Annotated in this window: 12 protein-coding genes; 2 read left to right on the top strand and 10 right to left on the bottom strand. The window is 51.0% G+C overall.

Features of this window, described 5'->3' with window-relative positions; all coding sequences use genetic code 11:
• Positions 1-266 precede the first annotated feature (266 nt).
• The 4 genes from AC0QH1_RS25125 to AC0QH1_RS25110 all read right to left on the bottom strand — a co-directional run bounded on the left by AC0QH1_RS25125 (position 267) and on the right by AC0QH1_RS25110 (position 4,380).
• Positions 267-689, bottom strand: a complete 423-nt coding sequence (locus AC0QH1_RS25125) for a TIGR02588 family protein (protein WP_324634159.1) — start codon at positions 687-689, stop codon at positions 267-269.
• Complete coding sequence (locus tag AC0QH1_RS25120; RefSeq protein WP_324634158.1) at positions 686-1,588, bottom strand: TIGR02587 family membrane protein; 903 nt, start codon at positions 1,586-1,588, stop codon at positions 686-688. The genes AC0QH1_RS25125 and AC0QH1_RS25120 overlap by 4 nt, the downstream gene beginning before the upstream one ends.
• A gap of 216 nt (positions 1,589-1,804) precedes the next feature.
• Positions 1,805-4,039 carry a glycoside hydrolase family 57 protein gene (locus AC0QH1_RS25115; RefSeq protein ID WP_324634157.1) on the bottom strand — a complete coding sequence of 745 codons (2,235 nt, stop codon included), beginning with the start codon at positions 4,037-4,039 and terminating at the stop codon, positions 1,805-1,807.
• 98 nt (positions 4,040-4,137) lie between these two features.
• The gene (locus AC0QH1_RS25110; RefSeq protein ID WP_324634156.1) at positions 4,138-4,380 is read right to left on the bottom strand and encodes a NifU family protein; all 243 of its coding nucleotides are present in this window, start codon (positions 4,378-4,380) and stop codon (positions 4,138-4,140) included.
• Positions 4,381-4,547: 167 nt separating this feature from the next.
• On the opposite strand from AC0QH1_RS25110, the gene AC0QH1_RS25105 reads away from it, so the two are divergent.
• Positions 4,548-6,248, top strand: coding sequence for an ABC-ATPase domain-containing protein (locus AC0QH1_RS25105; RefSeq protein WP_324634155.1), 1,701 nt, complete (start codon positions 4,548-4,550; stop codon positions 6,246-6,248).
• Positions 6,249-6,415: 167 nt separating this feature from the next.
• Here AC0QH1_RS25105 and AC0QH1_RS25100 read toward each other — a convergent pair whose 3' ends face one another.
• Complete coding sequence (locus tag AC0QH1_RS25100) at positions 6,416-7,159, bottom strand: SAM-dependent methyltransferase (protein WP_324634154.1); 744 nt, start codon at positions 7,157-7,159, stop codon at positions 6,416-6,418.
• 421 nt (positions 7,160-7,580) lie between these two features.
• On the opposite strand from AC0QH1_RS25100, the gene cobA reads away from it, so the two are divergent.
• A complete protein-coding gene (cobA, locus tag AC0QH1_RS25095) occupies positions 7,581-8,351 on the top strand; it encodes a uroporphyrinogen-III C-methyltransferase (RefSeq protein ID WP_324634162.1) in 771 nt (256 codons plus the stop codon).
• Positions 8,352-8,470: 119 nt separating this feature from the next.
• Here the strand turns inward: cobA and AC0QH1_RS25090 are convergent, their stop codons facing one another.
• From AC0QH1_RS25090 to AC0QH1_RS25070, 5 genes are all read right to left on the bottom strand, one after another.
• Positions 8,471-13,369 (bottom strand): WD40 domain-containing protein, encoded by a 4,899-nt coding sequence (locus AC0QH1_RS25090; RefSeq protein ID WP_324634153.1) that lies wholly within the window; start codon positions 13,367-13,369, stop codon positions 8,471-8,473.
• 98 nt (positions 13,370-13,467) lie between these two features.
• Positions 13,468-14,811 carry an ATP-binding protein gene (locus tag AC0QH1_RS25085; RefSeq protein WP_324634152.1) on the bottom strand — a complete coding sequence of 448 codons (1,344 nt, stop codon included), beginning with the start codon at positions 14,809-14,811 and terminating at the stop codon, positions 13,468-13,470.
• A 357-nt stretch (positions 14,812-15,168) separates the two neighbouring features.
• The gene (locus AC0QH1_RS25080) at positions 15,169-15,393 is read right to left on the bottom strand and encodes a hypothetical protein (RefSeq protein WP_324634151.1); all 225 of its coding nucleotides are present in this window, start codon (positions 15,391-15,393) and stop codon (positions 15,169-15,171) included.
• Between the two features lie 857 nt (positions 15,394-16,250).
• On the bottom strand, positions 16,251-22,994 hold the full coding sequence (locus tag AC0QH1_RS25075) for an AAA family ATPase (RefSeq protein WP_324634150.1): 6,744 nt from the start codon (positions 22,992-22,994) through the stop codon (positions 16,251-16,253).
• A 1,091-nt stretch (positions 22,995-24,085) separates the two neighbouring features.
• Complete coding sequence (locus AC0QH1_RS25070) at positions 24,086-24,676, bottom strand: phycobilisome rod-core linker polypeptide (protein ID WP_324634149.1); 591 nt, start codon at positions 24,674-24,676, stop codon at positions 24,086-24,088.
• Positions 24,677-24,735 lie beyond the last annotated feature (59 nt).

Genomic DNA, 24,735 nt, shown 5'->3' with positions numbered 1-24,735 from the left:
TATCTATCAGTCGTCTTTAGACGACTTAAGCTATGAGCCGGGGGTTTTTAACCCCCTGCGGGTATTAAGCGATGAGCCGGGGAATTTGTAACCCCCTGCGGGTATAAAGCGATGAGCCGGGGAATTTGTAACCCCCTGCGGGTATAAAGCGATGAGCCGGGGGGTTTGTAACCTGCTGCGGGTATAAAGCGATGAGCCGGGGGTTTTTAACCTGCTGCGGGTATAAAGCGATGAGCCGGGGAATTTGTAACCCCCTGCTGTTGTGACTAGGGCAATTTATAACTAGAAATCCGCAAAACCAACTGACCGTCATCGGGATTTTGGGTGAAAATAAATGCCCCGGATTCCGTTTCATCTTGCGACAAAAAATCAATTTCCAATTCTCCCTTTTCTTCAATTTCGCCATCAATTTTCAGTTCGGCGATCGCCCGTACTGCAGCCGCGGTTTCTCCCCCTTCATTCTTCACCGTAAACGGCACGTAAAACTGCCCGTTATACGCTCTAACTTCTCCAGATTGCTTCACGGAAATCACTGGCGGATTTTCGCGATGGTTGGTCCAATCATACCCCACCAATACGATAGAAATCCCCAAGATTACCAACCCAATGGCAAACGTCACCCACTCTGCAGGCGATCGCCCGGCTATCTCTTTTCTCTGGGTTCTGTTATTGATTTCACCGCGACTCATACCGCCAATCTCCCTGCAGCACCGCCGATACTTGCCGGAAGACCCAATATAATCGTATAGCTGACCCAAATTTGCCAGGGATCGCTAAAGGTCACTTTCTGAAAAAACGATAACATCACCACCGAAGCGGCGAGGGACACCAGATAGCACATCACGGTTTCTCCCACGGGTTTTTGAAACATTCCTTGCTGTTTGAATCGCTTCTCCTGACCCCGGAATCCCGCCGAAAATACAATCCCATAGGAAATCAGCAAGGAAGACAAGGCGATCGCAGCTAACCCTTGAGGTGAGGCACTTGCCGCCAGCATCGCCACTTCATCGGTAGGTGCAATGCTAAAGGCAATAAAAATCGCCCCCAGTAACGTCGCGCCAATATCCGCTGATGGTTCCATTTGACTGAGCATCCAACTGTCATTCTCGTGAGAATCGCGATCGCCATTTCCATTCTCCGAGTCGTAGCGATCGCCACTCATCAGCGAAGTCGCCAGCGCCACTCCCAGAGAAAAAGGCAACCCTTCAAAAATCGCTTTTCCGAGAATTTCATTCAACGGCGTGCGAGGGTTGATTTGTCCCAACAATATCAAAGTCAACGTGGTACATACCAACCCAATGGCGATCGCTTCCACACTTTCCATCGCCGGATCTCGCCAGCGACTCTTGATATCTTGATTGTCCCGAAATCCCACCGTGCGATTAAACACAAACACCACAAAATACGTCACCGCCAGCGCTCCCAATCGCATCGGCGCTCTACTAAACGAGCCAATCCACCACACTTCCATCGTGTATAGGAGCGGAATTCCAAACAAAAAGCCCCCCGACACTCCTCGCACGAGTTCGTCGAATTCTTCTAACCATCCCCACGCCAAAGATTGCCGTTGTCGAGAACGTCTAACCATATTGTTTCCCATCCCTTACAAGAGCGCTTTGCAATTTACCTAAATTGGCAGTAAAATCGAATTTTAAACCACACTAGCGGTGCGATCGCATCACCCCTCAGACAGATATTCCCCGCCCCTCTCGGTCTCTCACTATTGGTTCCTCCCCACCCTGTTTTCCAGCCTAGGCTGGAAAACAGAGTGAGTCACAATGGTTGTCAATGATATCGCATCACCTTACGGCATCTGAATCGGAATCAGCGAATTTTCCGGTAGATAATCCCGGAAGCGCCCGCCCTCGGAGAGAACGATCGCCAAATGCAACCACCAATCCGGATCCGAGGGCAAATCCGCCCAGGGCACTGCAATTTCCAAGCACTTATCTACAGCCACTTGTGCCCGGCCCTGACGCGGTTTCCACTGAAAATCCTCCCGCGCTTCTTGGAACCATACCGAATGGGTGACTAAATTAATCCCCAGATAATTGTGATACAAATAATCCAGAGGAGGGCGCGCCGGGAGTTCCTTCAAGGGTACCGGACTGTTGTGCATAGTGCGATCGGGATAATACCAGAGCAAATTGAACTCGGGCGGGCAATCTTTGCCGAATTCGGTTCCCGTTTTGAAATCCACCCGCAAGTAGAAATGCAAGTGATCCACCCCATACCACAACCGCTGAATCGGGCCGCTGCGGTGCATGGTGCCTCTTGCGCCACCGATTTCGATGCGACCGGCTTTATCCCAATCTTGTTCGTCGCCAATCCCATCAATTTTCGGATGGATAAAGCTTTGCGGCGTGCGATCGCGCTGTCGTTCGTGTTTTTCCACCGGTTGGAGCACTTCGTCTGGGATTGGTTCGTCCAGGGCCTTGTAAATTGCCGCCACATGTTCGCGAAACAACTGGTCGAACATGGCATCCTGATTGGAGGAATGACCTTCGCCAAACCACCAAAACCAGTCAGACCCTTCCGCCGCATATAATGCTTCCCACGCTTCCGGATTGGTTTCCTCGGTTGCTTCCGGATGATTGGCGAGGGTTTCTCTTGCCTGAGTCAGCAAATCCCAGGCGCGATTTTTTGCCGGATCGCCGATCCAGGTGGTGAAACTGCCATCCACCCAAGACCCGCTGTGTAGGCGATCGCTGGGTAAAGTTTCCGTAGGCGGGAATTTCTCGATAAACTCCGACACCGTAACCAACTCAATTTCCGAATGATGGCTCAGTTTTTGATAAAGCGCATCCAGGAACAGTTCGCCATCGCGTTGGTAAAATTCCCAGCAATTTTCCCCATCCAGGGCGATCGTCACCAACCAGGGACGTTCCAACCCACTCTGCGCCCCATTCGGTTGGCGATTTTTCAGAGAATAGGCGATCGATTCCAAATGCCCGATTAAATCCGATGCCGCTTTGCGCGGTTCCATCGTTGCGTAGGTAAATCCAATTAAATCCGATAAGCGGTGGTCTCGAAACACCATCGCCAAATCCCCATGCGGGGTTTCCAACCGATAAGGGCGATATAGATATTCCGGTTCTCCCAGATTTCCCGCCCCATCGCGATGGAAAAAGTGCTGCAAGGTCCACCCCAATACTGCCTCATCCGAACACAACCAGCGAAACCCTTCCCGGGCCACATGAGGCAAAATTGACGGACTCACCGACTGTTCTGAGGGCCACAATCCGCGCGGTTCGCGCCCGAATCGGTCTCGATACATCTGTCGCGCTTTGCTCAGGTGGCGGGGAAGGTCTTCTTCCCACTGGAAGCGCTGGTGAGGCAATTCCATCTCCGGAACCGCCACCCGACCGGCATCCGTATCCGCCAATAAGGGTAAAATCGGGTGGGTGTAGGGGGTGGTGGTGACTTCCAACTGACCCGCATCTTGCATTTGGCGGTGTTGGGGGATGATTTTGCCGATAATTTCCCGTTGTTTGGAGTAGATGCGCTGGCGATCGCTCAAGCTAAAGTTCCGCCCTTTCTTCAACCACCCTTCAATATCCGGGTCATCCCAAAAAATCGGGTCGATCCATGCCAGATTGTGCCACGCGAGCAAATCGCTATAATCTTGCTCGGTCCAATTCTCCAAGCACCATCCTCTTCCCTTCTCCTGTCGTTGGGCGTACAGTTCGGCGTAGCGCGGATGGGGGTCGATTAACGTATGGTGGTTGCCATCAAAGAAATGCTCGACAATAAAATGCTTTTGTTCTACACTGAGCTGGTCTTCTGGTGTCAGGGCTGCCGTTAAATAAGGATCCAATGCCGTGCCCTGGACGTAATCCTCGAGCTGTAGGATTAATGACGGCACTAAATTCACCGTTTGATGCAGTTTCGGATAGCGTGCCAAAATCAGCACTAAATCCAGATAGTCTTTGGTTCCGTGCAGTCGCACCCAAGGCAGTCGATATTGACCGCCAAATCGGCTTTTATAAAGTGGCTGATGCTGATGCCAGATAAAGGCAACATAAAGCGGATGAGGCATAGGTCGATTACCGCGAACAGTACAGTAGCCAGAAAACGCCACTCAGAGGTCCGGTGGCGATTTTACCGGGGACCTCTGAGCCTGGTTAATTACTGAACTTACATCACTTGTTCGACTTCAGCAATCTCGGGGATGGATTCGCGCAATTTGCGCTCGATTCCCATTTTTAAGGTCATGGTGGAACTCGGGCAAGAACCACAAGCGCCCTGTAGTCGCAGCTTGACAATCGGGCCTTCGAGTTCGACGAGTTCCACGTTTCCACCATCCGCCATCAGATAGGGGCGCAGTTCGTCTAGAACGGTTTCCACATTGTCCGGGGTTAATGCCATTGTCGTAGACATAGTTCTCCTCGCAGAGTCTTTAGTTTTGGTCTATTGCTAATTTTAACGGCTGTTGCAGAACGTTGAAGTGGGTTTTCTGGATGAGAACGTGGGAAAATAGAAGCGGAGCTGAGTTCTGCTAGCGCGGAACGACGGTTTCATCGGTTCGGAGTAGTCATTTTTGGGACATGCATCATCGAAACCTGCGTCAGAAATTAGTACAACTAGACAACAGGAGTTACAAGGCTTATAAAGACATTCAAGGCAGCTATGACTTTGGCGAGTTTACCTTAATCGTCGAATACGTGCAGGGGGATCCGTTTGCCGCCCCGAGCAAATTGTGGGTTCGCATTCCCCAGTCAGTGGCGGGATTTCCCCGGAAACTGTACCAGTCTCGCAGTCGAGAAGTGGCATTGCGGGATTATTTGACCCGGGAATTTTCCGACGCCGCCCGGGAGGTATCCACCCGCCGGGGGACCGGAAAAAGCGGGCAAATTGCGATCGCGCGAGTGACGCAAGCGGTACTCGAACGCACTGCAGCATTTGTCAATGAAGAGTTTATCGAAATTCGCTTTACTGTGGGACTCCCGGCGAAAGGGCGACGGATTTTAGGCTATCAAGCGGCAGAAATGCTTTGCGAAGATATCCCGCAAATCGTGGAAGAAGTGGCGATTTACGCCCATCTGGATGGGAAACAGATTCAGCAGCATGTGGAAACTGTGGAAGATGCGGATTGGTTGCGATCGCAGCTTCGCGATCGCGGGTTAGTCGCTTTTGTCGCCAACGATGCCATCCTCCCGCGCCGCAGTGGGATAGACGATCGCCCCTTAAGCTCCTCGGAAGCGGTTCCCTTCGTCTCCCCCCCGTCATTAGAAGTACAATTCGATTGTCCGAATCGCGGTAAAATCTCGGGGATGGGGATTCCTACCGGCGTCACCCTGATTGTCGGCGGCGGCTATCACGGCAAATCTACCCTCCTCAAGGCGATCGAGCGCGGGGTGTATGACCATATCCCCGGCGACGGGCGGGAATTTGTGCTCACGGATCCCGCTGCAATGAAAATTCGCGCTGAAGATGGGCGCAGTGTGGTGGGGGTGGATATTTCCCCGTTTATCAATCATTTGCCCCAAAAACGCTCCACCCGCAATTTTTCTACTACCAATGCCAGTGGGAGTACCTCCCAAGCGGCGAATATTATGGAGGCCCTAGAAGCGCAGGCAAGGGTGTTGTTGGTGGATGAAGATACCGCCGCTACCAATTTTATGATTCGCGATCGCCGGATGCAAACGTTGATTGCCAAAGAAAAAGAACCGATTACGCCGTTTATCGATAAAGTTCAACAATTGGCAGACAGCGGCGTTTCCACGATTTTGGTGATGGGCGGCAGTGGGGATTATTTTGATGTCGCTTCCGTCACTATCGCAATGGAGAATTTCCAGGTGTATGATGTGACCGAAAAAGCAAAAGCGATCGCCCGGGAATATACCACCGGGCGCACTCCCGAAGGGGGCGATCGCTTCGGCGAAATTACCCCGCGCATCCCCCGCCCCAAGAGTCTCGACCCCAGCAAAGGCAAGCGCGACGTGCGCCTGAAAGTGCGAGATGTAGATGAGGTGATGTTTGGTACGGAAGATATCGATTTGGGTTCCGTGGAGCAAATTGTCGAGCGCTGTCAACTGCAAGCGATCGCCGCCGCAATGGTGTACGCGAAAGAGCAATATATGGATGGTCAGCGATCGCTCGCGGAAATCCTCGATGCGGTGATGGAGGATATTGACTCTCAAGGATTGGATATTTTAACCCGCTTTCCCGAAGGGGATTTAGCGATGTTTCGTCGCTTTGAATTAGCCGCCGCCCTCAATCGTTTGCGAACTTTAGAAGTGAGTTAAACATTATGCTATGTAGGGTGGGCATTGCCCACCTCACGATTGTCAACTCCAGTAGTATGTAGGGCGGGCATTGCCTACCTCACGATTGTCAACCCAAGTGCCATATATACACAAAGGTAACTTTCGGGGGGATACGTAAGTCCCAAAATGGGATGAAATCGGCAATGTCAAACCTTTTGCATCAGGTAAAAAACATAGGCGAAGGTCTCGCCAAAGCGATCGCAAATGTCGATTTCGCGTTCGGTTTCCGCAATAATTTGGGATAATTGTGGGTTGAGATTGCCGGCGGCGCGTAACTCAGCAATGCGTTGGCGCAGGGGGTGATAATATTCATCCCACCAGTTCGATCGCGGTAAGGTAAAATTATCCAAAACCTGATATCCGGTCTCAGTTGCGGTTTTGAGGTTTTCTGCGATCGTGGTCATCCCCGGATATTCACCCTGCCAAAACTCTAGGGCTTCAGCGGGCGGATTTTCCGCAATCCAGGTGCATTCACTCGCCACCAAAAATCCCCCCGGGCGCAGCAGGGAACGCCACAAGCGCAACCCAGTGGCAAAACCCACGATATAAATCGACCCTTCCGACCAAATCACATCGAAACTACCCGGGGCATCGGACAACTCTGCCATATCCGCTTCTCGGGTGATGATGCGATCGCTCATTCCGGCATCTGACGCCCGGTGGCGCAAACCCTGCAAAAAATGCGGAAAAATGTCCACCGCCGTCACCGTAGCATTCAGTTCTCGCGCCAAAACCAAACTTTGTCGTCCCGGACCGCATCCCACATCCAAGATGCGCGGCGACGGTGGCAAAGAAGGCAGGCGGCGAATCGCCTCCCGGGTTGCCTCGTCGCTTCCCGGCCCTTCCCGGGGCATATCCCGGTGAACGGTAAAAAAAGCTTCTACATCCATGAGATTTTACGCTATAGTAACGATCCTGCCGATGAGTGTACCATTCTCGGGAGTCACCCGGCGCATTTCTGCCAATTCTCAGGGGTTCGGAGATTTTTCTCCTCTCCGAGGGGGGTGGATGTAAAAATCGGATAGAATGAATGCAAGATGCACATGTAAGCAGGACACTGGTAATGAAACGTACAAATTGACACTAAAGGTGGAGTTAGGGTGGAAATAACAAGGGTTGATGACGAATACAAAATAAGAGGTCAAAAAATCCGCCTCCTAGTTCTTAAAGCGACCCAAAAACTAGCTAATAAGGTGAAAATACAGTAAAATTAAGGGCAAAATATGTCTGATTGAAATCCAGTTAAAATGACAACTTAACTTTAACGCAATTGACGAAATAATCGGGTAAATGGTATAATCTCAAATGACGATGAATGGAAGCAAAGCAATCGGAAAAGTTTACTTAGTGGGTGCCGGACCGGGAGATCCGGGTTTGCTGACGGTGAAGGGCAAAACGTTATTAGAACATGCCGATGTGGTGGTGTACGATGCGTTGGTCAGCCCACAAATTTTAGACAAGATTAACCCGCAGGCGGAACGCATCCACGCCGGGAAGCGTCGGGGAAGACATTCCCTGGAGCAAGCAAAAACCACGCAGATTTTGATAGAAAAGGCGCAGGATTGGGCGGTGGTGGTACGGCTCAAAGGCGGCGATCCGTTTGTGTTTGGTCGCGGCGGAGAGGAGATGGAAGATTTAATTGCGGCGGGGGTGCCGGTGGAAGTTGTGCCGGGAGTGACCTCGGGAATTGCCGCCCCGGCGTATGCGGGAATTCCCCTCACCCATCGCAAATATAGCTCTTCAGTGACATTTGTCACCGGTCACGAGGCGGTGGGCAAGTATCGCCCCCAGGTGAATTGGGAAGCGATCGCGCGCGGTTCGGAAACCATCGCCATTTACATGGGAGTTCACAACCTCGGGGATATCGTGAGACAGCTTACCGAAGCGGGATTGAGTCCGCAAACCCCGATCGCCTTGATTCGCTGGGGGACGCGATCGGACCAAGAAGAACTGATCGCTACCCTAGAGACGATCGCCCAGAAAGTGGAATCCAGCGGATTTGAAGCACCGGCGATCGCGGTGATTGGGAATGTGGTGAACCTGCATGAGGTTTTATGCACCACCCGCCCTGCAGTTTTCTAAACCCAAATGCGGGTGATATGGAAAGGTTGTCGTGAATAAAGTAGGGTGGGCATTGCCCACCCTACCATCCCTACCGTGGCGATAAATTCTGTTGCATCATGCATCGGTATTCCCCGAGATTAACGCTGTAGAATAATCCCACCGCACAAATCGCGATCGCTTCGTTTCACCGTGGGATTGTACGCCAGATAGTTCCCCAACCAATCGCAACCGCGATCGAGCAAATTATCCAGATCCAAATTCCACAGAATCACCGTTTCATCCTCACTGGCGGAGGCGATCGTTTTGCCATCGGGGCTGAAACTGAGACTGAGGACCGGCTTGGTATGACCTTCCAACACCGTAAGCAATTGCCCCTCTGCGCTCCACAATCTCACCGTTTTATCCGCACTGGCGGAGGCGAGGGTTTTGCCATCGGGGCTGAAGCTGACCCAATATACAGAGCCAATATGCGCCTCGAGGGTGGCGATCTCCTTCCCCTGGCGAGTCCAGAGTTTCACCGTATTATCCCCACTTGCCGTAGCAATGCGATCGCCGTCGGGGGAAAACGCGACGCTATACACCTGGTCGGTATGCCCGGCCAAGGTATTCACCAGCGTCCCTTCGCGGGTCCAGAGTTTCACCATATTGTCCTCACTTGCGGTAGCGATCGCTTGACCGTCCGGCGAAAATCCGATACTATTAATCCCTTTTGCATGAGCGACAATGCTGCGAAGCTGAGTGCCGTCGCGGGACCACACCATTGCCATGCCGTCCTCACTTCCAGATACCAAAATCTGGCCATCGGGACTAAAACTCACCGCCAGGACCGGGGCGGTATGTCCCTGCAAGGTTCTCACTAACCCTTGGCGCGACTTGCTCCAAATATTCACGGTTTGGTCTTCACTGGCGGTAGCAAACAATTCGCGATCGGGACTGAAACTGAGATTCCACACCGCATCCTCATGCCCTTGCAAACTGGCTATTTCCTCCCCATTCGGTTTCCACAGTTTCACCGTATTGTCCCGACTCGCAGAAGCGAGTACCCGCCCAGTGGGGGAATATCCCACCACCAAAACGGACTTGCTGTGCCCCATGAAGGCGGGCAACTGGCGATCGTGAGTGCGCCAGAGTTTGACCGTGTTATCGCTGCTGCCCGTGAGTAAGGTTTGACCATCGGGACCGAAGCTCACACTCCAGACCACATCGCGATGCCCGGTTAAGGTTCGCAGGCGATCGCCGCCGCGACTCCAGAGAATCACCTGATTATCCTGACTCGCCGTAGCGAGGGTTTCGCCGTCGGCGCTGAAGGCGACGCCGAGAACCCAATCGGTATGTCCCGCTAAAGTGCGAAGCAATCTCCCATCGGGTGTCCAGAGTTTTACCGTATTGTCGGCGCTGGCGGTGGCGATCGCCTGCCCGTCGGGACTGAAACTCACCCGGGTCACGGCATCATTATGCCCGGTTAAGGTGGCGATCGCCTTCCCGTCGATCCGCCACAATTTCACCGTCTTATCCAAACTCGCCGTGGCCAATATCTGCCCATCCGGGGAAAAGCTCACACTGGTCACCGACTGGCGATGGGCGTTCAACGTCCGCACTAACTGCCCTTCCACGGTCCAGATTTTTACCGTCTTATCCTGACTCGCCGTGGCAATATATTTCCCATCCGGGGAAAAACTCACGCTGGTGACGCCCTTCGCGTGAGCGAAAATCGTGTCGATTTCGCTCCCATCTTCGCAGCGCCACAGTTTTACCGTGCGATCCAAACTCGCCGTGGCCAAGATTTTGCCATTCGGCGACCACGCCACGTCTCTCACCCAGTCGGTATGTCCCACCAATGTCTGCAGTTTGCGACCTTTCCAGTCCCACAGAATCGCGGTTTTATCCGTACTTGCCGTGGCGATCGCATCCCCCTGCGGCGATACGCTGACGCTGACTACACTATTCTTATGCCCTGACAAGCGGTTGACTTCGCTTATTGTATAAACCGCTTTTTGCAGTCGCGTCACGGTCTCCATCTTCAATTCCAGGGGCACTTTGGTCTTCCCTAACTTCCGTCCCGCCTTCACCCCCGCCAACAAACTGCCTATCTCGTCATTCGACAATAATAACGCTTTCGAGGCTAAATTTTGCGCTTCGATTTCCGCCCGCGCGGCATTTTGCCCTTCGGAGAATGCTTTATGTGCCAACCATCCCAGGGCGATCGCCGAAACCGCCGCCCCGGTTAGCGCCCCTTGCATGACCCGGTTGAGCCATTTTTGTGCGCGTCGTTCTTTATCCCGGGCAATGTCTCGCTCTTTTAATAACTGGGTTTTCTCATTCAACTCTTGTCTCACTGCCTTTAAACTGGCTTTAATTTGTTCCTGCTGACGAATAAACATCACCAAATAATCGTGAACTAACTGATAGCGATTCGTGGGTAACTCGCGCAGCATAAACACCAACCCGGCTTTCTCGAAAATCCCTAATACCAAATCTAACTTTTCCGGATTGCCGGACAATTCTGGCGTTAAATCGGCGACGAGTTCGGCGCGACTTTTCAACGGGCGCAAGCCGTTTTCTTCGGTGAGGAAATACAACACCAATCTGGCAATTTTCTCGTTTTCCGGTCCGCAGTCGGCGATGACTTCTTCTAAAAATCGCTCCACCAGTTTTTCTTTCGGTCCGGATTCGCGATAGCGCTTCAGGGTGGTAATGTTTTCCGCTTGCAATTGGGCACCTACCACCTGCAACTCGATGGGGCGGATTTCCCCCAATTTCCCCGCTAAGTCTTCTACTAATTCGTCGATTAAAGCCGGTTCTAAATAAAATTGAGACCGGGCGGTTAAGCTTTCGATGACATTGCGGGCTTTGTCGCGGGAGAGATTGCCCAGATAGTAGCGGATCTTGTTACTGAGGATATCGCCGTCGTCGATGGTTTCTAAATTAACTAGGCGATCGCATTCCAATAAATAATGCAAATAATCTTCCCGCAAGGCAATAATGACTTTCACAAATGGTAAGTTCAAGCATTGAGCGAGAAAGCGATAAAATTCTAGCCGCTGTTGCGGGTCGGTATGGACGAAAAAGAATTCTTCAAATTGGTCGAGAATTAAAACCGTCAGCAGATTAATATCGCCATTGCGCCGCAACTGTTCGATTAAGATTGAAATTCGATCGCGGTTGGTTTGCGGGTCGGATGAATTTTGACCGCTATCGGCTTGAATGGCGGCTAATTCGGGGCTAACTTCCAATCCCAGCTCTTGCAATTCTGCGGTTAAGAATTGCGCCACACAGCGAATCCAATCCGGGTAAACTTGCAGGACGATCGGCAATGTATTGCGCCCGTCAATCGCGCTATGTTTCAGCGCCGGAATCAACCCCGCCTGTAGCAAGGAACTTTTGCCCACTCCCGATTCGCCGTGAATTACGGTGAGTTTTAAATCATTGCGCCCCAGACGGTCGATCGCCCATTTCACATCTTCTTCGCGCCCGGAGGCGGCAATTTCGAGGGCCACACTTTCCGGTTGGGGAAGGGGGGCGAGGGAGGGGTTGAGAGAGTGGCGTTGGGAGTGCAGACGCCCCGCGCCGATAAAGGCTTGCAAGCCAAATTGCGCCTCGATGGCACGTTGTTCTTGCTTGATTTCAAAAGCTTGCAGATATTGCCGATCGCGGAAATAGAGCGATCGCAATTCTGACAAGATGCGACGGTAAAGCTGTAAATCGTATTCCGGATTGGTGCGATCGCGGGCAGATTGCAGATGGGCGATCGCCTCCCCGGGTTCTCCCAGTTGCGCCTGCGATCGCGCCAGCAGCAGCAAGTATAACCCTTCCTGCTGCGATCGCACCGGGGTCGGGGCGCTATCCACCGTAGAAAGGGCAAGCTGCGCCCATTGGCGCGCCTCTGTCCAGTTTTCCCGATGCAGGGCCACTTCGGCTAAAAACCCATAATCCTGAGCCAACTGATGCACATTCCCATAGGTTTGATGCAATTTTAACGCCGATTTCGCCACGGCGTGCAATGCACTCCATTGTTCTAAGCGCTGCAAATTTTCCCCCAAAAATCCAATAAACTGCGCCACCAATTCCGGATGTTGCGCGGCTTCAAAGAGTTTGATACAGCGTTTAAAGCAGTCTCGCGCCCGGATGAGATACTGGTGTCTCCCCCCTTGATGCAATTGCGATTGGCGACAGTAGCACAAGGCAATGTGAAACAGCAACACGCCCTGTTGCACTAAGTAAGGGGAGGGGGAGACTTCCCAGATAACCGGGGAAGGACTCCCGCCGAGGGCGATCTGGGAGAGAGACAGCAGCGGATACTCTCCCCCATCCCCACCCGGGGCGGCGTCGTCTTTAACCGTTTCGCTGTCAGCGGCGCTTTGCCAAAACATCAGGCTTTGCTGATATTGTGCGAGGGCGCTGTCGATGCGATCGTTCGCATAGTCGTCGCGCCCGAGGACGAATTGCAAACTGGCGGTGAGTGCGGGATCTAAGGATACGCCGCGATCGGCTAAATCCTGTTTGGCAAATGCCAGTTCTACGCAAGTGCGCGAGGAAAGGATAAAATGATTGGCAATAAATTGCTCGGAACCGGCTTGCAAAACTGCCTCGAAAACCCGATCGCTAGCATTGGCGATCGCCTGGATTAATTCCTCGGTGGAGGGCGAAAATTCAATGGTGGTTCCCCAACTTTCAAAATCAGGCGCGACTTGAATAAAGGTTTTTAATACCTCGTCATTCATCCACAACACCAAGGGGAAAGGAAAGCGATTTCTAAATTCCTCGCGCACTTGATTCGCCGCCATAAATAGGCGATCGAGATGGTTCACCGATTCGAGTCCCCACACCATAAATGCCTGGGGCATTTCTTCGCCGATCGCCGCTTGGATGCTTTGATAAAGCGTGTTAGTGGAGGTTTGCAAACTCAGTTCTTGCATCTGCAACTCGAGGGTTTCTTGCAGTTGCTGCTTGATGCGATCGCGCAAAGGAGCGTAGTTGCACTGCACCACAATCAGCGAAAACTGACCCTGAGAAAAAGAAATCGCGCGGCGGAGCATTTTTAAAGAGTCTTGGTTATATGCTGCCGTGACTTGGTTATGGTACGATCCGATCATTTCGCGTGCCGTTAGGGGACGTGGGAGGGTGGAAATTGAAATTACCCGAAGGATAAGGAACGAGAGCCAAAATTTCCTTGCTTAAATGCTTTGGCTTCGATTAAAATGGGATTGATATCAAACCAGCGCCCTGCGTCGGCGTGGCGATATTCAAACACGAACATGCTTCGCAATAAGGTTTGATAGGTGGCTTCGCTGCTGATATTTTTGGTTTCGTGAACCTGTCGCAGCAATTCCCAATCGTGGGGCGAAAGGGCTAAAATTAAATCGTTTCGCCGTTCTTCAATCAGCAGTTCGATGGTTTCGCGCGAAAAGGGCGGATCTTCTCGCTGCAAACACCGGAAAATCAATCCTAACAGGTTTCGCACGTGTCCGCCACTGATATTGCACAGGCGATCTAAACTGTCGGAAGTATCGAAAATGCAATCGATATATTGCATTCGGCTGTCGGGATCGGTGTGCGGAAAAGCTCTGGCTAAAATCATTTGTCGCAACAGATTCAAGCCGGCTTCGCAAGGACTGCCCGATCGCAGTTTTACCGGCACCATTGGCAGCACTTTCGGCGCGACTCCCCCGCCCAATCGGGTTTTGAGCGCTTCGCTTTCGTGGGAAAAAATTAAGGAGAGGGGAATGGTGTACACTAAGTGACATTTGAGCTTGCGAAGCTGTTCGCCGCGATCGACGAATAAATACTCGGGAAGCGATCGCCCGGAAGACAGGGGACGGTTATCCACCCGATCGAGGTTATCCACAATCGCCACCAAACCTTGTTTTCCCCGTTCTTTCAGCTGTGCGGTGGCGGGAAGCAGAATTTCTTCATTAATCGCTTGCAAAATTCGACTGGTACGTGGTTCTAAATATTGTCGCAATTGCGTCCGCAGTTTGGGACTACCTTTGGCGCGATCGGTAATTTGCGCGATCGCCCCTGACAGTTCTTGGGTTTCGCTCAGTTCTATCCCGTGCAAAAATTCGCTAATTTCCTGAAACTGTTTGTGGAAATATCCCGACTGCAATTCGATGCCGATCGCCGCGAGATTTTCGCTCACCTGTCTCGCGATCGCCAACAAAATATCCGACATATCCACATCCGCCATCTCTAAATCTTGAGAAGACTCGAAATACACCACATGAAATCCTTCTGACTCTAACTCTGCTTTCAGTCTGAGCAATTCCGTGGATTTCCCGCATCCGATATGGCCGGTAAACAGTTGACAAGTCGGGTCTTCTGGCGATAACCGAACGATGGTTCGTCGCAATTCTTCGATGATTTTGCCCCCCCGCACTGAGGAAAAATCGATATAATACTGTCGGTCCTGTGCTTTCTCAAAATTTAAGGTTTTGCTCGGGTTGCACCCTTGATAAAATTTGAGTAAATCAATGCTCATCACCCTTCTCCTTGCTGGTTGTTCTGGGAAAACTGCGCCCGCAAATTCGGATCGACAACCCTAACCCTACCCTGTCACGCCAGAACCCCTGGCGCGATCGCCCTGGAGGGTGGAGGGGCGATAACACCCACAGTTATCGCCCCTAGCGGTGAGAAACCGACTCGGAGTGATAACCTTCCACTTTGGGGGATGGTCACTGGATGGATGGCGACGCAGAAGCTACCCGGACTCATTTTACGCTCGTTTACCTCTAAGTTTGACTCAATTTTATCTCCTGACTCACCCGATTGAGAAATCCTCGGGAGGCGATCGCCCCCTCGGGTCGATATCCGGCGTCTGACAAGTCACTTTTGCGGATTATTTGCACAGTCCCAACAAGCGACAAGCTTCAGAGTCTTCCCCTCTGGCGGAAATGAGAAACGATGGGGATCTAGTGTCGGTGAATTGTTCTGGAGACCCTTCGGTGGCGATCGCCCGATTCCAATCTGGAGGCATTCGCCCCCCGTGACTCGCCACAGTCTGACCCGTACCGATAATTAAAATCGGGACTGTCAGAAGTAAATTGAACGTTCTGTTTTTCATTTCAACCATCTCCTTGAGGGGTAGACACTCCCTTAATATAGAGTGACGCTTAATTTTTTCTCTAGTTGCTATTTTCTATTGTTTATTCACCAGGTCAGGATCCGTTATCGACCCCGCAACCCCACCAGAAGAAGTTCCCGAAGTCACTTTGGCGACTCGATCGCTGAAATTTCACCCCATCCTTTCCATCCCCCAATTAACTTGACACCGCCAATCGATCTGTTACCGATGCGATGTTGGGTTGGTTGTCATGGGTTGCATTTTCATCTGTGCAACTAACCCATTCTGTCGGGTTTTCGTCTCAGATGTGCCGCCATCCGTGACACTTCTGGCAATGGTTTTTTCTCATCCCGCTTTTTCCTGCTTGTCTCGCATCCGGAGTCCATAGCACGGGAAAATTCCGGAACCAATTTACCTGCCGCGATCGCGAAAATTCAACCTGCACCCGCTCGGCAAAACTCCCGGTCATTCACCCTCTGCGTTCGGGACACCTGGCCATGTGGCACAAACCTTAGTTGCCGATCTAATGTAATGAATCTCTCTAATTTTATTTTAGCATAGATTTTTGAAATTGACCGCCATTAACTTGCGCCAATTCAAGCGATCGCGATCGCCTGTGGGGGATTTAATGAATGGCCATACCTATCCCTTAGCCTGGGAACCGATTTTAAATCAATAGCAGCAATCCCCGGCAACTTCAACACCCCGAACTGGGCATCGGCTTTCTATCTGCTTGCTTGGGGGTCAAAACTCCGGACGATCCCGTGGCTAAAATGGCCAAAAACACTCAAAAAAATAGGACGCGGCACCGCCGCATCCCTACCGTAAATTGAGAGTATTCGGATTAACAAACGGGCTTACATTTTCTCACTGAGCGTATCGAGTACCTCCCAGACTTGAGAGATATTATGCTTCAAGAAATACTCGCAGCGATCCACATAGAAACGCGCCGCTTGGTCTTGGGGATTCTGTTCCAAAACCTTTTTAAACAACTGATGAGCTTCGGCGAATTTTTCCCCTTGATAGAGCATAATGCCGCGCTCGAACTTAGTTCGAGTATCCAGCTTAATTTCCACCAAATGCGGCGGATAGCAATCCAACACCTCAAACACCGCCACCGATTCTTTTTTCCCCTTCACCTGCACCTTGCCCAAAAAGCGATAATTGTACTTCGTCGGGTCATCCAAATGAATCAGGGTTTGGCCGCTAATCGCAATTGACGCCCCATAAAGTTTCGTCAACCCTTCCATCCGCGACGCCAAATTCACCGCATCAGAAATCACCGTAGTTTCCATGCGCTGTTCCTCGCCAATAGTGCCCAGCATCAAAGAACCGGTATGCAGACCGATTCCGATCGCGATCGGCATATAGCCGCTTTTTTGGCGGTGAACGTTGTAAATCGTCACTTGTTTTTGCATATCCAGGGCCGCTTGCAAGGCATCTTCCGCCCGATTCGGAAATAACGCCATCACCGCATCCCCGATGTACTTATCCACAAACCCATTGTAATTTCTAATCACCGGTCCGACGCGACTCAAATAAGAGTTAATAAAATTAAAGTTTTCGCGCGGGGACAGGCGTTCGGACAAACTGGTAAACGAGCGAATATCCGAGAACAAAATCGTCATATCCTTCTGCACTTGGTCCCCGAGTTGCACGTCGATAATGCTTTCATACCCGAGAAACTGCAAGAACTCGCGCGGAACGAATCGAGCATATGCCAGGTTAATTTTAGAAAGCTGGATGTGCATTTTAATCCGCGCCAGCAATTCATTTTTAGAAATCGGTTTAGTGAGATAATCATTCGCCCCGGCACCAAATGCCTCCATCATATCCGTGGTTTGATTGCGCGCCGTCAGTAGCACCACCGGCAGTTCGTTGGCGGGGAAAGTTTCGCGAATTTTTTGACAGACTTCATAACCAGTCATCCGGGGCATCATCACATCGAGTAAAATGATATCCGGGCGCAATCCATTCTCGATCGCCTCCAATGCTTCGATACCATTCGATGCGGTGGTAATCGAATAATTCTCCAACGACAAATGGTTGACGAGGACTTGAAGATTGATCGGTTCGTCATCCACGATTAAAATTTCAAATTCACCATTGCCCCGGTTTCGCATCGGTTTGAATTGAGGAATCGGGCTTTCTTCCCTCGGTGCGGTTTCCGTGGGTTGGGGAACCGGAACCGGAGGGGTCGCCGATTTTTGCGGAAGCGGCACAGAAGGTGCGACTAACTGACGCGGTTTGTTTTCCGTGGCATTCGCCGACAGGGGTAATGTAAAGGTGAATTTCGACCCTTCATTCACTTTAGATTCCACCCAAATTTTACCCCCGTGCAGTTCCACCAGTTGTTTGGTAATGGCTAATCCGAGACCCACACCGCTATATTGTCGCGCGTTGGAGCCATCTACCTGCTCGAAGGAGACAAAAATCCGGTTTAATTTTTCATCTTCAATGCCGATTCCGGTATCGCGCACCGAGATGGCTAAGTACCCCTCGGGGGAAGGGGAATTTTCCGGGGAATCAGACTCGGCGAGTTCCACGCCTTTATGTTCGCGGATAATTTCTGCCGAGACTTCTACCACTCCCGAATCGGTGTATTTAATGGCATTTCCGACTAAGTTATGTAAGATTTGTTGCAAGCGGTTTTCATCCGCCTCCACCGGGGGTAAATCGGTGGCGATCGCATTGATGAGTTGCAAGGATTTATTGCCGATTAGCGGTTGGCAAATGGTCAGCACCACATCGGCAATTTCCCGCATTCCCACCGGTTTGATATCCAGTTGAATGTTTTTGTGTTTGAGTTTGGAAAAGTCGAGCAAATCGTCAACCAGTTGGGTGAGACTTCTACCACTGGCGACGACTAAAGACAGATTCGAGCGCTGGAACTCGCTCAATTCGCCGGTGGCACCATCTAACATGGATTCAGCAATGCCGATAATGCCATTTAAGGGCGTTCGCAATTCGTGGGAGGTATTGGCTAAGAATTCATCTTTCAGGCGATCGAGTTGTTCTAAGGCGCGGTTTTTCTCTTCTAGTTCTTGGGAAAACCCGAGCAAATTGGTATAGAGGCGCGCATTTTCAATCGAGATAGCCGCTTGAGAGGAAAGCAGTTTTAAGACTTCCAGGCGATCGGGCGTAAAGGCACCGGCAATCAGATTGTTTTCCAGGTAAAGAAGACCGATAAGTTTGCCTTGATGGAGAATGGGGGTACAGAGAATCGATTTGGGTTGATGTTGGATGATGTAGGTATCCGTGGGGAAGCGTTCTTCGGTGCTGGCGTCTTTTAGAACCACCGATTCTTGGGTGCGAGCCACGTAATTAATCACCGAAACCGGCAGGCGATCGCAGCGTTCTACCGCCAGATGTTCGGCAATTTTTACCTGGGATTCTTCGGCGGTAGCGGTGGATTCAATATAGAATTTGCCGTCGGTTTCTAAAATTAGATAGCATTTTTGTGCCCCGGCATTTTCCATGACAATCGTCATTAGTTTTTGCAGCAGGTTATCCAGGACAATTTCCCCATTAATCGCTTGCGAAGCTTTGACAAATGCTGTGAGGTCGAGCAATCCCGCATGAGAGCCGGTGGTGGTAGAAATGGTGGTGGTTCTCATCACGCTGGGTTTGTCATCGCCAGATCCGCGCGAGATTAATTGCGGGTATTGGGTGTCGAGTTCTTTGACCTTGCGCGTCGCCCCCCAGCGAATGTAAGTGTAGTAGGCGATTGTCATGTATGTGGCGGCAATTTTTTCCCGACCCAATTGCAGGTAAAATTCTGCCGCCCGTTCCGATGCGATCGCCGCGACTTGAAGGTATCCCTGCTTGCGCGCTGCCTTGATGGCGCGGTCGTAATAACCCATTGCTTTCACGGTTTTACCCAATATCCGCGCCTTTTCTGCCTCGATTAAATCGTATTTATGTTGATAGTTTGTGGCAGCATGAGTGGCCCAGCGCTTCATTTTTCGCTGATTTAACGTGACGCGCATCAAAGATTGAATTTTTCGATAAAGCGGCTGGTCGCGCAGATTCGCCAGTAAGGCAAGGGACTGATAGAAATTATGCTCCGTGGCACTGAGTAAACCCACCACACCGAGTTTGTAGTTTTCCGCCCGTTTGGCGTAAAAAACGGCCCGTTCCCGTTCGCCAAATAAATATGCCAGCATGGATTTGGCGAGATAGACGGCAAACAGAGACATGGTATTGGTGGAGTCTACCAAACTGGGCAACATTGCTTCTTCATCAAAACTGTTGCCCGAAAGTACCCAAGGAGCTTCCGCATTTTCCCGCAAGTTGAACGTGAATTGTTCCCAGATTTTGGCATACTGGATGTGGAATTCCAGTTTTATTTTGACCATCCAGGCAATATATTGTTCGTATTTTTCGACAACGGATTCGAGGGGTTCTCCACTAAATAAATTGTGACTGCAATAATGCAGGGCCGAATGTCCGGCCCATTCGAGGTCGCCGGTATCCAGACCGATTTGAATTGATTGGGAGAGCGGTTCGATGGTGTCGCGGATGTGAAGTTTGGCATGTTTGATATGAGCGTAGACTAAATCACTCACTTTGGCTTTGATGGAATTGGCGTCCAAGCGTTCGACCAAACGTAAGGCGAGTTGACCGCTGCGATCGCCTCCTTTAATATCGGACCAGGTTCCGTAAAGCAGCACGCCATAAAAGGCATAGGCAAAGGCAGAAAGGGGCGAATTGCCGTATTTAACCGAGAGCTGAACCATTGTAAACACTACCACGTGCAACATGGCCGGAGAGGCCACATATGCCGCCGGGGTCATCGCCGCTAAAATTCGCATGGCAGCTAAGCGATCGCGATCGCTCATTTCGGGCAAGGCGGCTAAATCTTCCATCGCTTTACCGGCGATCGCCCATTTCGTGTGGATCAGTTGCCACAACACATGCAGTTGGTTCGGCTTTTTCGGCAAGGTAATGCCCAACATATTCAGCACCACCCACCCGGTGTCGATCGCTTTTCGCATTTGGTTTTGCGATACATACGATTCGATTTTTTTCTCGTAAATCGCAATTTTTTCTAGCAGGGTTCGGGCATTTTCCAGGGCCACTTTTCCTAAGGCACTTGCCCGTCGGTAATTGCGGTTTAAATATTCCGCCTCCACAATTTCCACATAGAGATTTAGGGTCAAATCATATTGGGTCTGCCAGCTATCTGCGGCGAGCAGTTCTAACCCTTGGGTTAAATATTTTACGGCATTTTCATAGGCCATCGCCGCTTTTGCTTTTTCTCCTGCCATTAAATTCAGGCGGGCAAGGCGGTATTTTTCGCTTTGGGAGCGAATCCAGTTGGCGCCGAGATTGAGATGGTGAACGATGTCGAAAATTTTCTCTTCTCGTTCTTCGGGATTGGTATGTTTGAGAATCAGTTTGCCAACTTTTAAATGGACTTGCTCCGTGCGATCGTCGTGAATCATGGAATAGGCTGCCTGATGGACGCGATCGTGCAAAAAGCGATAAGCGACGACTAAATTATCCACGGGCAATGCCACGGGTTCGGTGCTGCCAAATAGCAGGGGAATTTTATAGGTATTTTCCAACGGCACTATCAATCCTTGTTCCACCGCTTCTTTCAAATCGGCGGCAGTGGCGGACAGGGATTTTTCACACACCAGGGCGAGCAAATCGAGAAAAAAGAAATTGCCAATACAAGCGGCAAATTGCAGGACGGTTTGCCCGTTTTCAGAAAGTTGCTGAATTTTTCTGACCATTAAATCGACCACATTATCGGTGATATCGAGTTTCTCGATTTCTGCCAAATCCCATTCCCACCGACCGGCACTGAGGTTGCATGCCAAAAGTTTGTCTTGGGTGAGGGAATTGAGCAGCATCCGGATAAAAAAGGGATTTCCTTGGGTTTTGCGGTAGATTAATTCCGCCAGGGGTTGCGATCGCGTCGGCGGACAACTGAGGGTCTCGCAAAGCAGTTGATTGAGGGCCGGAATATTTAACGGTTGCAGTTCTAGGGGGGTGACTCGCACTCCAGAAGCGGCGATCGCTTCTATGGTTTGCAATAAAGGATGCTCGAAGCCCCGGCGATCGGTTTCTACTTCGTTTTCTCGATAGGCTCCTATCAATAACAAATATTGACTTTCGGCGGCAGTTAAGATATAATGCAGCAACTTCAAAGAGGCGGAATCTGCCCAATGTAAATCATCGAGAAACAGCACTAAAGGATGTTCGGCGATGGTAAAGACGCTGAGGAATTGTTGAAAAACTAAGTTAAACCGATTTTGTGCTTCTAGGGGGGGCAAGGAAGGCACCAACGGCTGCTCCCCAATAATCAGTTCCACTTCCGGAATCACGTCAATAATGACTTGCCCGTTTTTGCCAATCTGGGAGAGTATTTTATTTTGCCAGCGATTAATGTCTTCTTCACTTTCACTCAAGAGCTGGCGCATTAATTCCTGAAAGGCTTCGATTAACCCCACATAGGGAGTGTTGTGTTTGTAGCGCTCGAATTTGCCCCGGATGAAATAGCCGCCTTGTCGCACGATCGGTTGATGCACGGCATCAATTAAGGCAGATTTCCCCACGCCGGAATATCCGCGTACCAGCACGATCTCGCTTTTACCATCGAGGGATTTGACTTGGCGATCGCGAGAGCGCCCACCGGATGCACTCGCACCACTGACTCGCCAGTAAGTTTCGAGCAAAATCGCCACTTCTTGCTCGCGACCATACAGTTTGTTCGGGATGACTAATTCCCCAGATAAGTCTTGTTGGGCGAGGGGAAAACTGGCAATCTCACCCCTGGCCCGCAGTTGGTGCCAGCACTGTTCGAGATCGGCTTTGATCCCATAGGCACTTTGATAGCGCTCTTGGGGAGTTTTGGCCAGCAATTTCATCACGATGTCGGACAGGGCCGGCGGAATGTCGGAATTGACATCGCTCAAATATCGCGGGGTTTTGGCGATATGACAGTGAACGATTTCCATCGGATCGCTGGTTTTAAAGGGGAGTTCCCCGGCGAGCATTTCATAAAAAGTGATGCCGAGGGAATAAAAGTCACAGCGGCGATCGACACCGGCGTTCATCCGCCCGGTTTGTTCCGGCGACATATAGGGTAAGGTGCCCTCGATCGCATTGACTTCCTCCCGCGTCTCGCTCAGGGAAATACTAAAATCTGTAATCTTGACTTCCTGGGTCTTGGGATGAATAATAATATTTAACGGATGAATATCTCGATGGATAATATTATGGTGATGCAGTTCCCCTAAAATGTCGGTTAGGGCGATCGCCATTCGCAAAAAGTCACTGAGCTTGAGTCGAAAAGAGTTTAGGTACTCTCGCAAGGAGACCCCGCCAAAATCTTCTAAGACTAACGCCACTTGCCGATCGTCAAAGTTTTCCAGGGCGTAAGCTTTGACGATGCCCGCAGAATCGAATTGGCTCGCGATTTCATATTCGCGTTCGAATTTGGCCAAATCCTCGGGGGTGGGATACTCGGCTTTTAAGAGCTTCAGAATCGCCTGTCGTTCGTCGCGATCGCGTCGCGCTCGATACACGATGGTGTTGGCCCCTTCGTAAATTTTTTCGCTGATGGTGTAGCCTGGAAGATCGATGGTCATTGGTCTCAACAATAGTCGGTGAGTAAGCTTCGGGATGAATCATGTTTGAATGCCGAGTAATGGACGATGGCTGGTTCTCACTTACCCCCTCTCATGCCCTAATCCGCAATTAGAACTGACGCAGTAAGCAGCAGGCAGACCCGAATAACCCCACCGGTTCTCTGAATTCTGCCTACAGGTGGTATTTGACAATCATGCCGCAGTCCTTTGTTTCGAGTAGAGAGAGTGCCGCTCATGCCACGATGGGCTGAGTTTCTCGCCGGGAGTATTGCCCAGAAATCGGGAAGGGAACTCCGGGCTACTGGCATTGGGGTTATGAAAAATAGGTTGACTCGAAACTTACTCGATTTGGTTCTCCTTGTAGGCTCCTGTGGGGAGCGCACCCCGTTTTCCTCAAACCGTACCCTGAATCCTTCCCGGAAAAAGGACTCTGTGCTTCTATCATCTCCTATCCTAGGATTTTTGTCAGAAAAACGAGTAATCGTAGATACCACAAGAAGTCTTCTGAACGACGACAATGAATCTCGCTCGGGACGATCCTGTGACCCTCACCCGGTTCGGTGGTGGGGTCATCCGGGCAAAACGGGGGATGGAGTAGGCTCAGACTCTCCTGGGCGATCGCTTCCCACGTTCCGGTTGATTCCCTAGCGAATATTTTGCCCCCTTGGGTGGCAGATGCACCAACACCCCTGATGGACGCCCGATTGACTCCTTTGCACTCGGCACACCGTGGATGCTCTGGTTCTGATTCCAAATTTTAAGGCCAAATATGAAAATCTGCTCGGATTGTGGCGCTGATGAGAACCGGGCGATCGCCTCAATGGATCCGCAGTGACGCGAGGCCCTCGGTCCGCGCATCGCAAATCTTCTGGGAAATCCCAGATCCCGCGATCGCTCCACTTCTCCTCCCTGAATCTGCATGCATAATTTGCACCCTTGCTGAATGTAGCCCGGGGGAGCCAAAAAATGCAAACGCCCCACCCTGTTTCCGGGGTGGGGCTTTTCTGACGAGCAAAGCAATTGACAGTTAATGCCATTTGCGATCGCCTTCCCCCGACACAGTGGGCGCGATCGCCTCGCACGAAAGCGGTTTAAGAACGCACTCGCGAGGAAGGAGTCCAAGTGGAACGACAAGTCCCTCCGGAGCAATCCAAATGTAACTCATGCCAATATAGAGTGGGAAGTCCCCAGCCGCGATCGCCTGCATGTTCGCTTCCCAAAACGCGGTTTTCCAAATAATCATTGGGTGACTCATAACGCCGCTTGCGCCAGTAAGGTACGGTAAAACAACCAAACGCCTTGCGGTATTCCTCTGAGTCGATCAATGCCGACACCATTGCTCCCACCCCTCGTTCCACCAACAGCCGATCGCAGGCGCGGATTTCGGTTTCGTCATGGGGCGATCGCCCTAAAAAATGCTTGAAGGCGTTCTCAATAAACTTCACATTCGAACTCGGTTCGTAGAACGTCTCCAAATAAATCTCAGACACCGCAAGACTTTTCAAAAAATGCCGAATCCCGATTTTTCCTTTGATAAAGCCTTTTTCTAACTCCGCAAGCTGCTGACGCTCAAACTCATAAAGCGGACGCTCTATCACCTGATTGTAAATCTGCTTGAGTACAAATTCTCGTTCTTCGGCGGATGCGGTATGGCGCGTCGTCACCGGTTCTTGCAAGGGCATTTTTCCCTCCTTTTCGCTTTTCTTAACTCTATTCTTTTAATTCCCCAAACCTGGCGGCT

The organism is Phormidium sp. CCY1219 (assembly GCF_055795085.1).
This window is presented reverse-complemented; position numbering and strand designations above follow the sequence as displayed.

What these genes read in the sequence shown, in the direction of transcription:
- AC0QH1_RS25125 (WP_324634159.1), bottom strand. Translation starts at nt 689, where the DNA reads ATGAGTCGCGGTGAAATCAATAACAGAACCCAGAGAAAAGAGATAGCC.
- AC0QH1_RS25120 (WP_324634158.1), bottom strand. Translation starts at nt 1,588, where the DNA reads ATGGTTAGACGTTCTCGACAACGGCAATCTTTGGCGTGGGGATGGTTA.
- AC0QH1_RS25115 (WP_324634157.1), bottom strand. Translation starts at nt 4,039, where the DNA reads ATGCCTCATCCGCTTTATGTTGCCTTTATCTGGCATCAGCATCAGCCA.
- AC0QH1_RS25110 (WP_324634156.1), bottom strand. Translation starts at nt 4,380, where the DNA reads ATGTCTACGACAATGGCATTAACCCCGGACAATGTGGAAACCGTTCTA.
- AC0QH1_RS25105 (WP_324634155.1), top strand. Translation starts at nt 4,548, where the DNA reads ATGCATCATCGAAACCTGCGTCAGAAATTAGTACAACTAGACAACAGG.
- AC0QH1_RS25100 (WP_324634154.1), bottom strand. Translation starts at nt 7,159, where the DNA reads ATGGATGTAGAAGCTTTTTTTACCGTTCACCGGGATATGCCCCGGGAA.
- cobA (WP_324634162.1), top strand. Translation starts at nt 7,581, where the DNA reads ATGAATGGAAGCAAAGCAATCGGAAAAGTTTACTTAGTGGGTGCCGGA.
- AC0QH1_RS25090 (WP_324634153.1), bottom strand. Translation starts at nt 13,369, where the DNA reads ATGCTCCGCCGCGCGATTTCTTTTTCTCAGGGTCAGTTTTCGCTGATT.
- AC0QH1_RS25085 (WP_324634152.1), bottom strand. Translation starts at nt 14,811, where the DNA reads ATGAGCATTGATTTACTCAAATTTTATCAAGGGTGCAACCCGAGCAAA.
- AC0QH1_RS25080 (WP_324634151.1), bottom strand. Translation starts at nt 15,393, where the DNA reads ATGAAAAACAGAACGTTCAATTTACTTCTGACAGTCCCGATTTTAATT.
- AC0QH1_RS25075 (WP_324634150.1), bottom strand. Translation starts at nt 22,994, where the DNA reads ATGACCATCGATCTTCCAGGCTACACCATCAGCGAAAAAATTTACGAA.
- AC0QH1_RS25070 (WP_324634149.1), bottom strand. Translation starts at nt 24,676, where the DNA reads ATGCCCTTGCAAGAACCGGTGACGACGCGCCATACCGCATCCGCCGAA.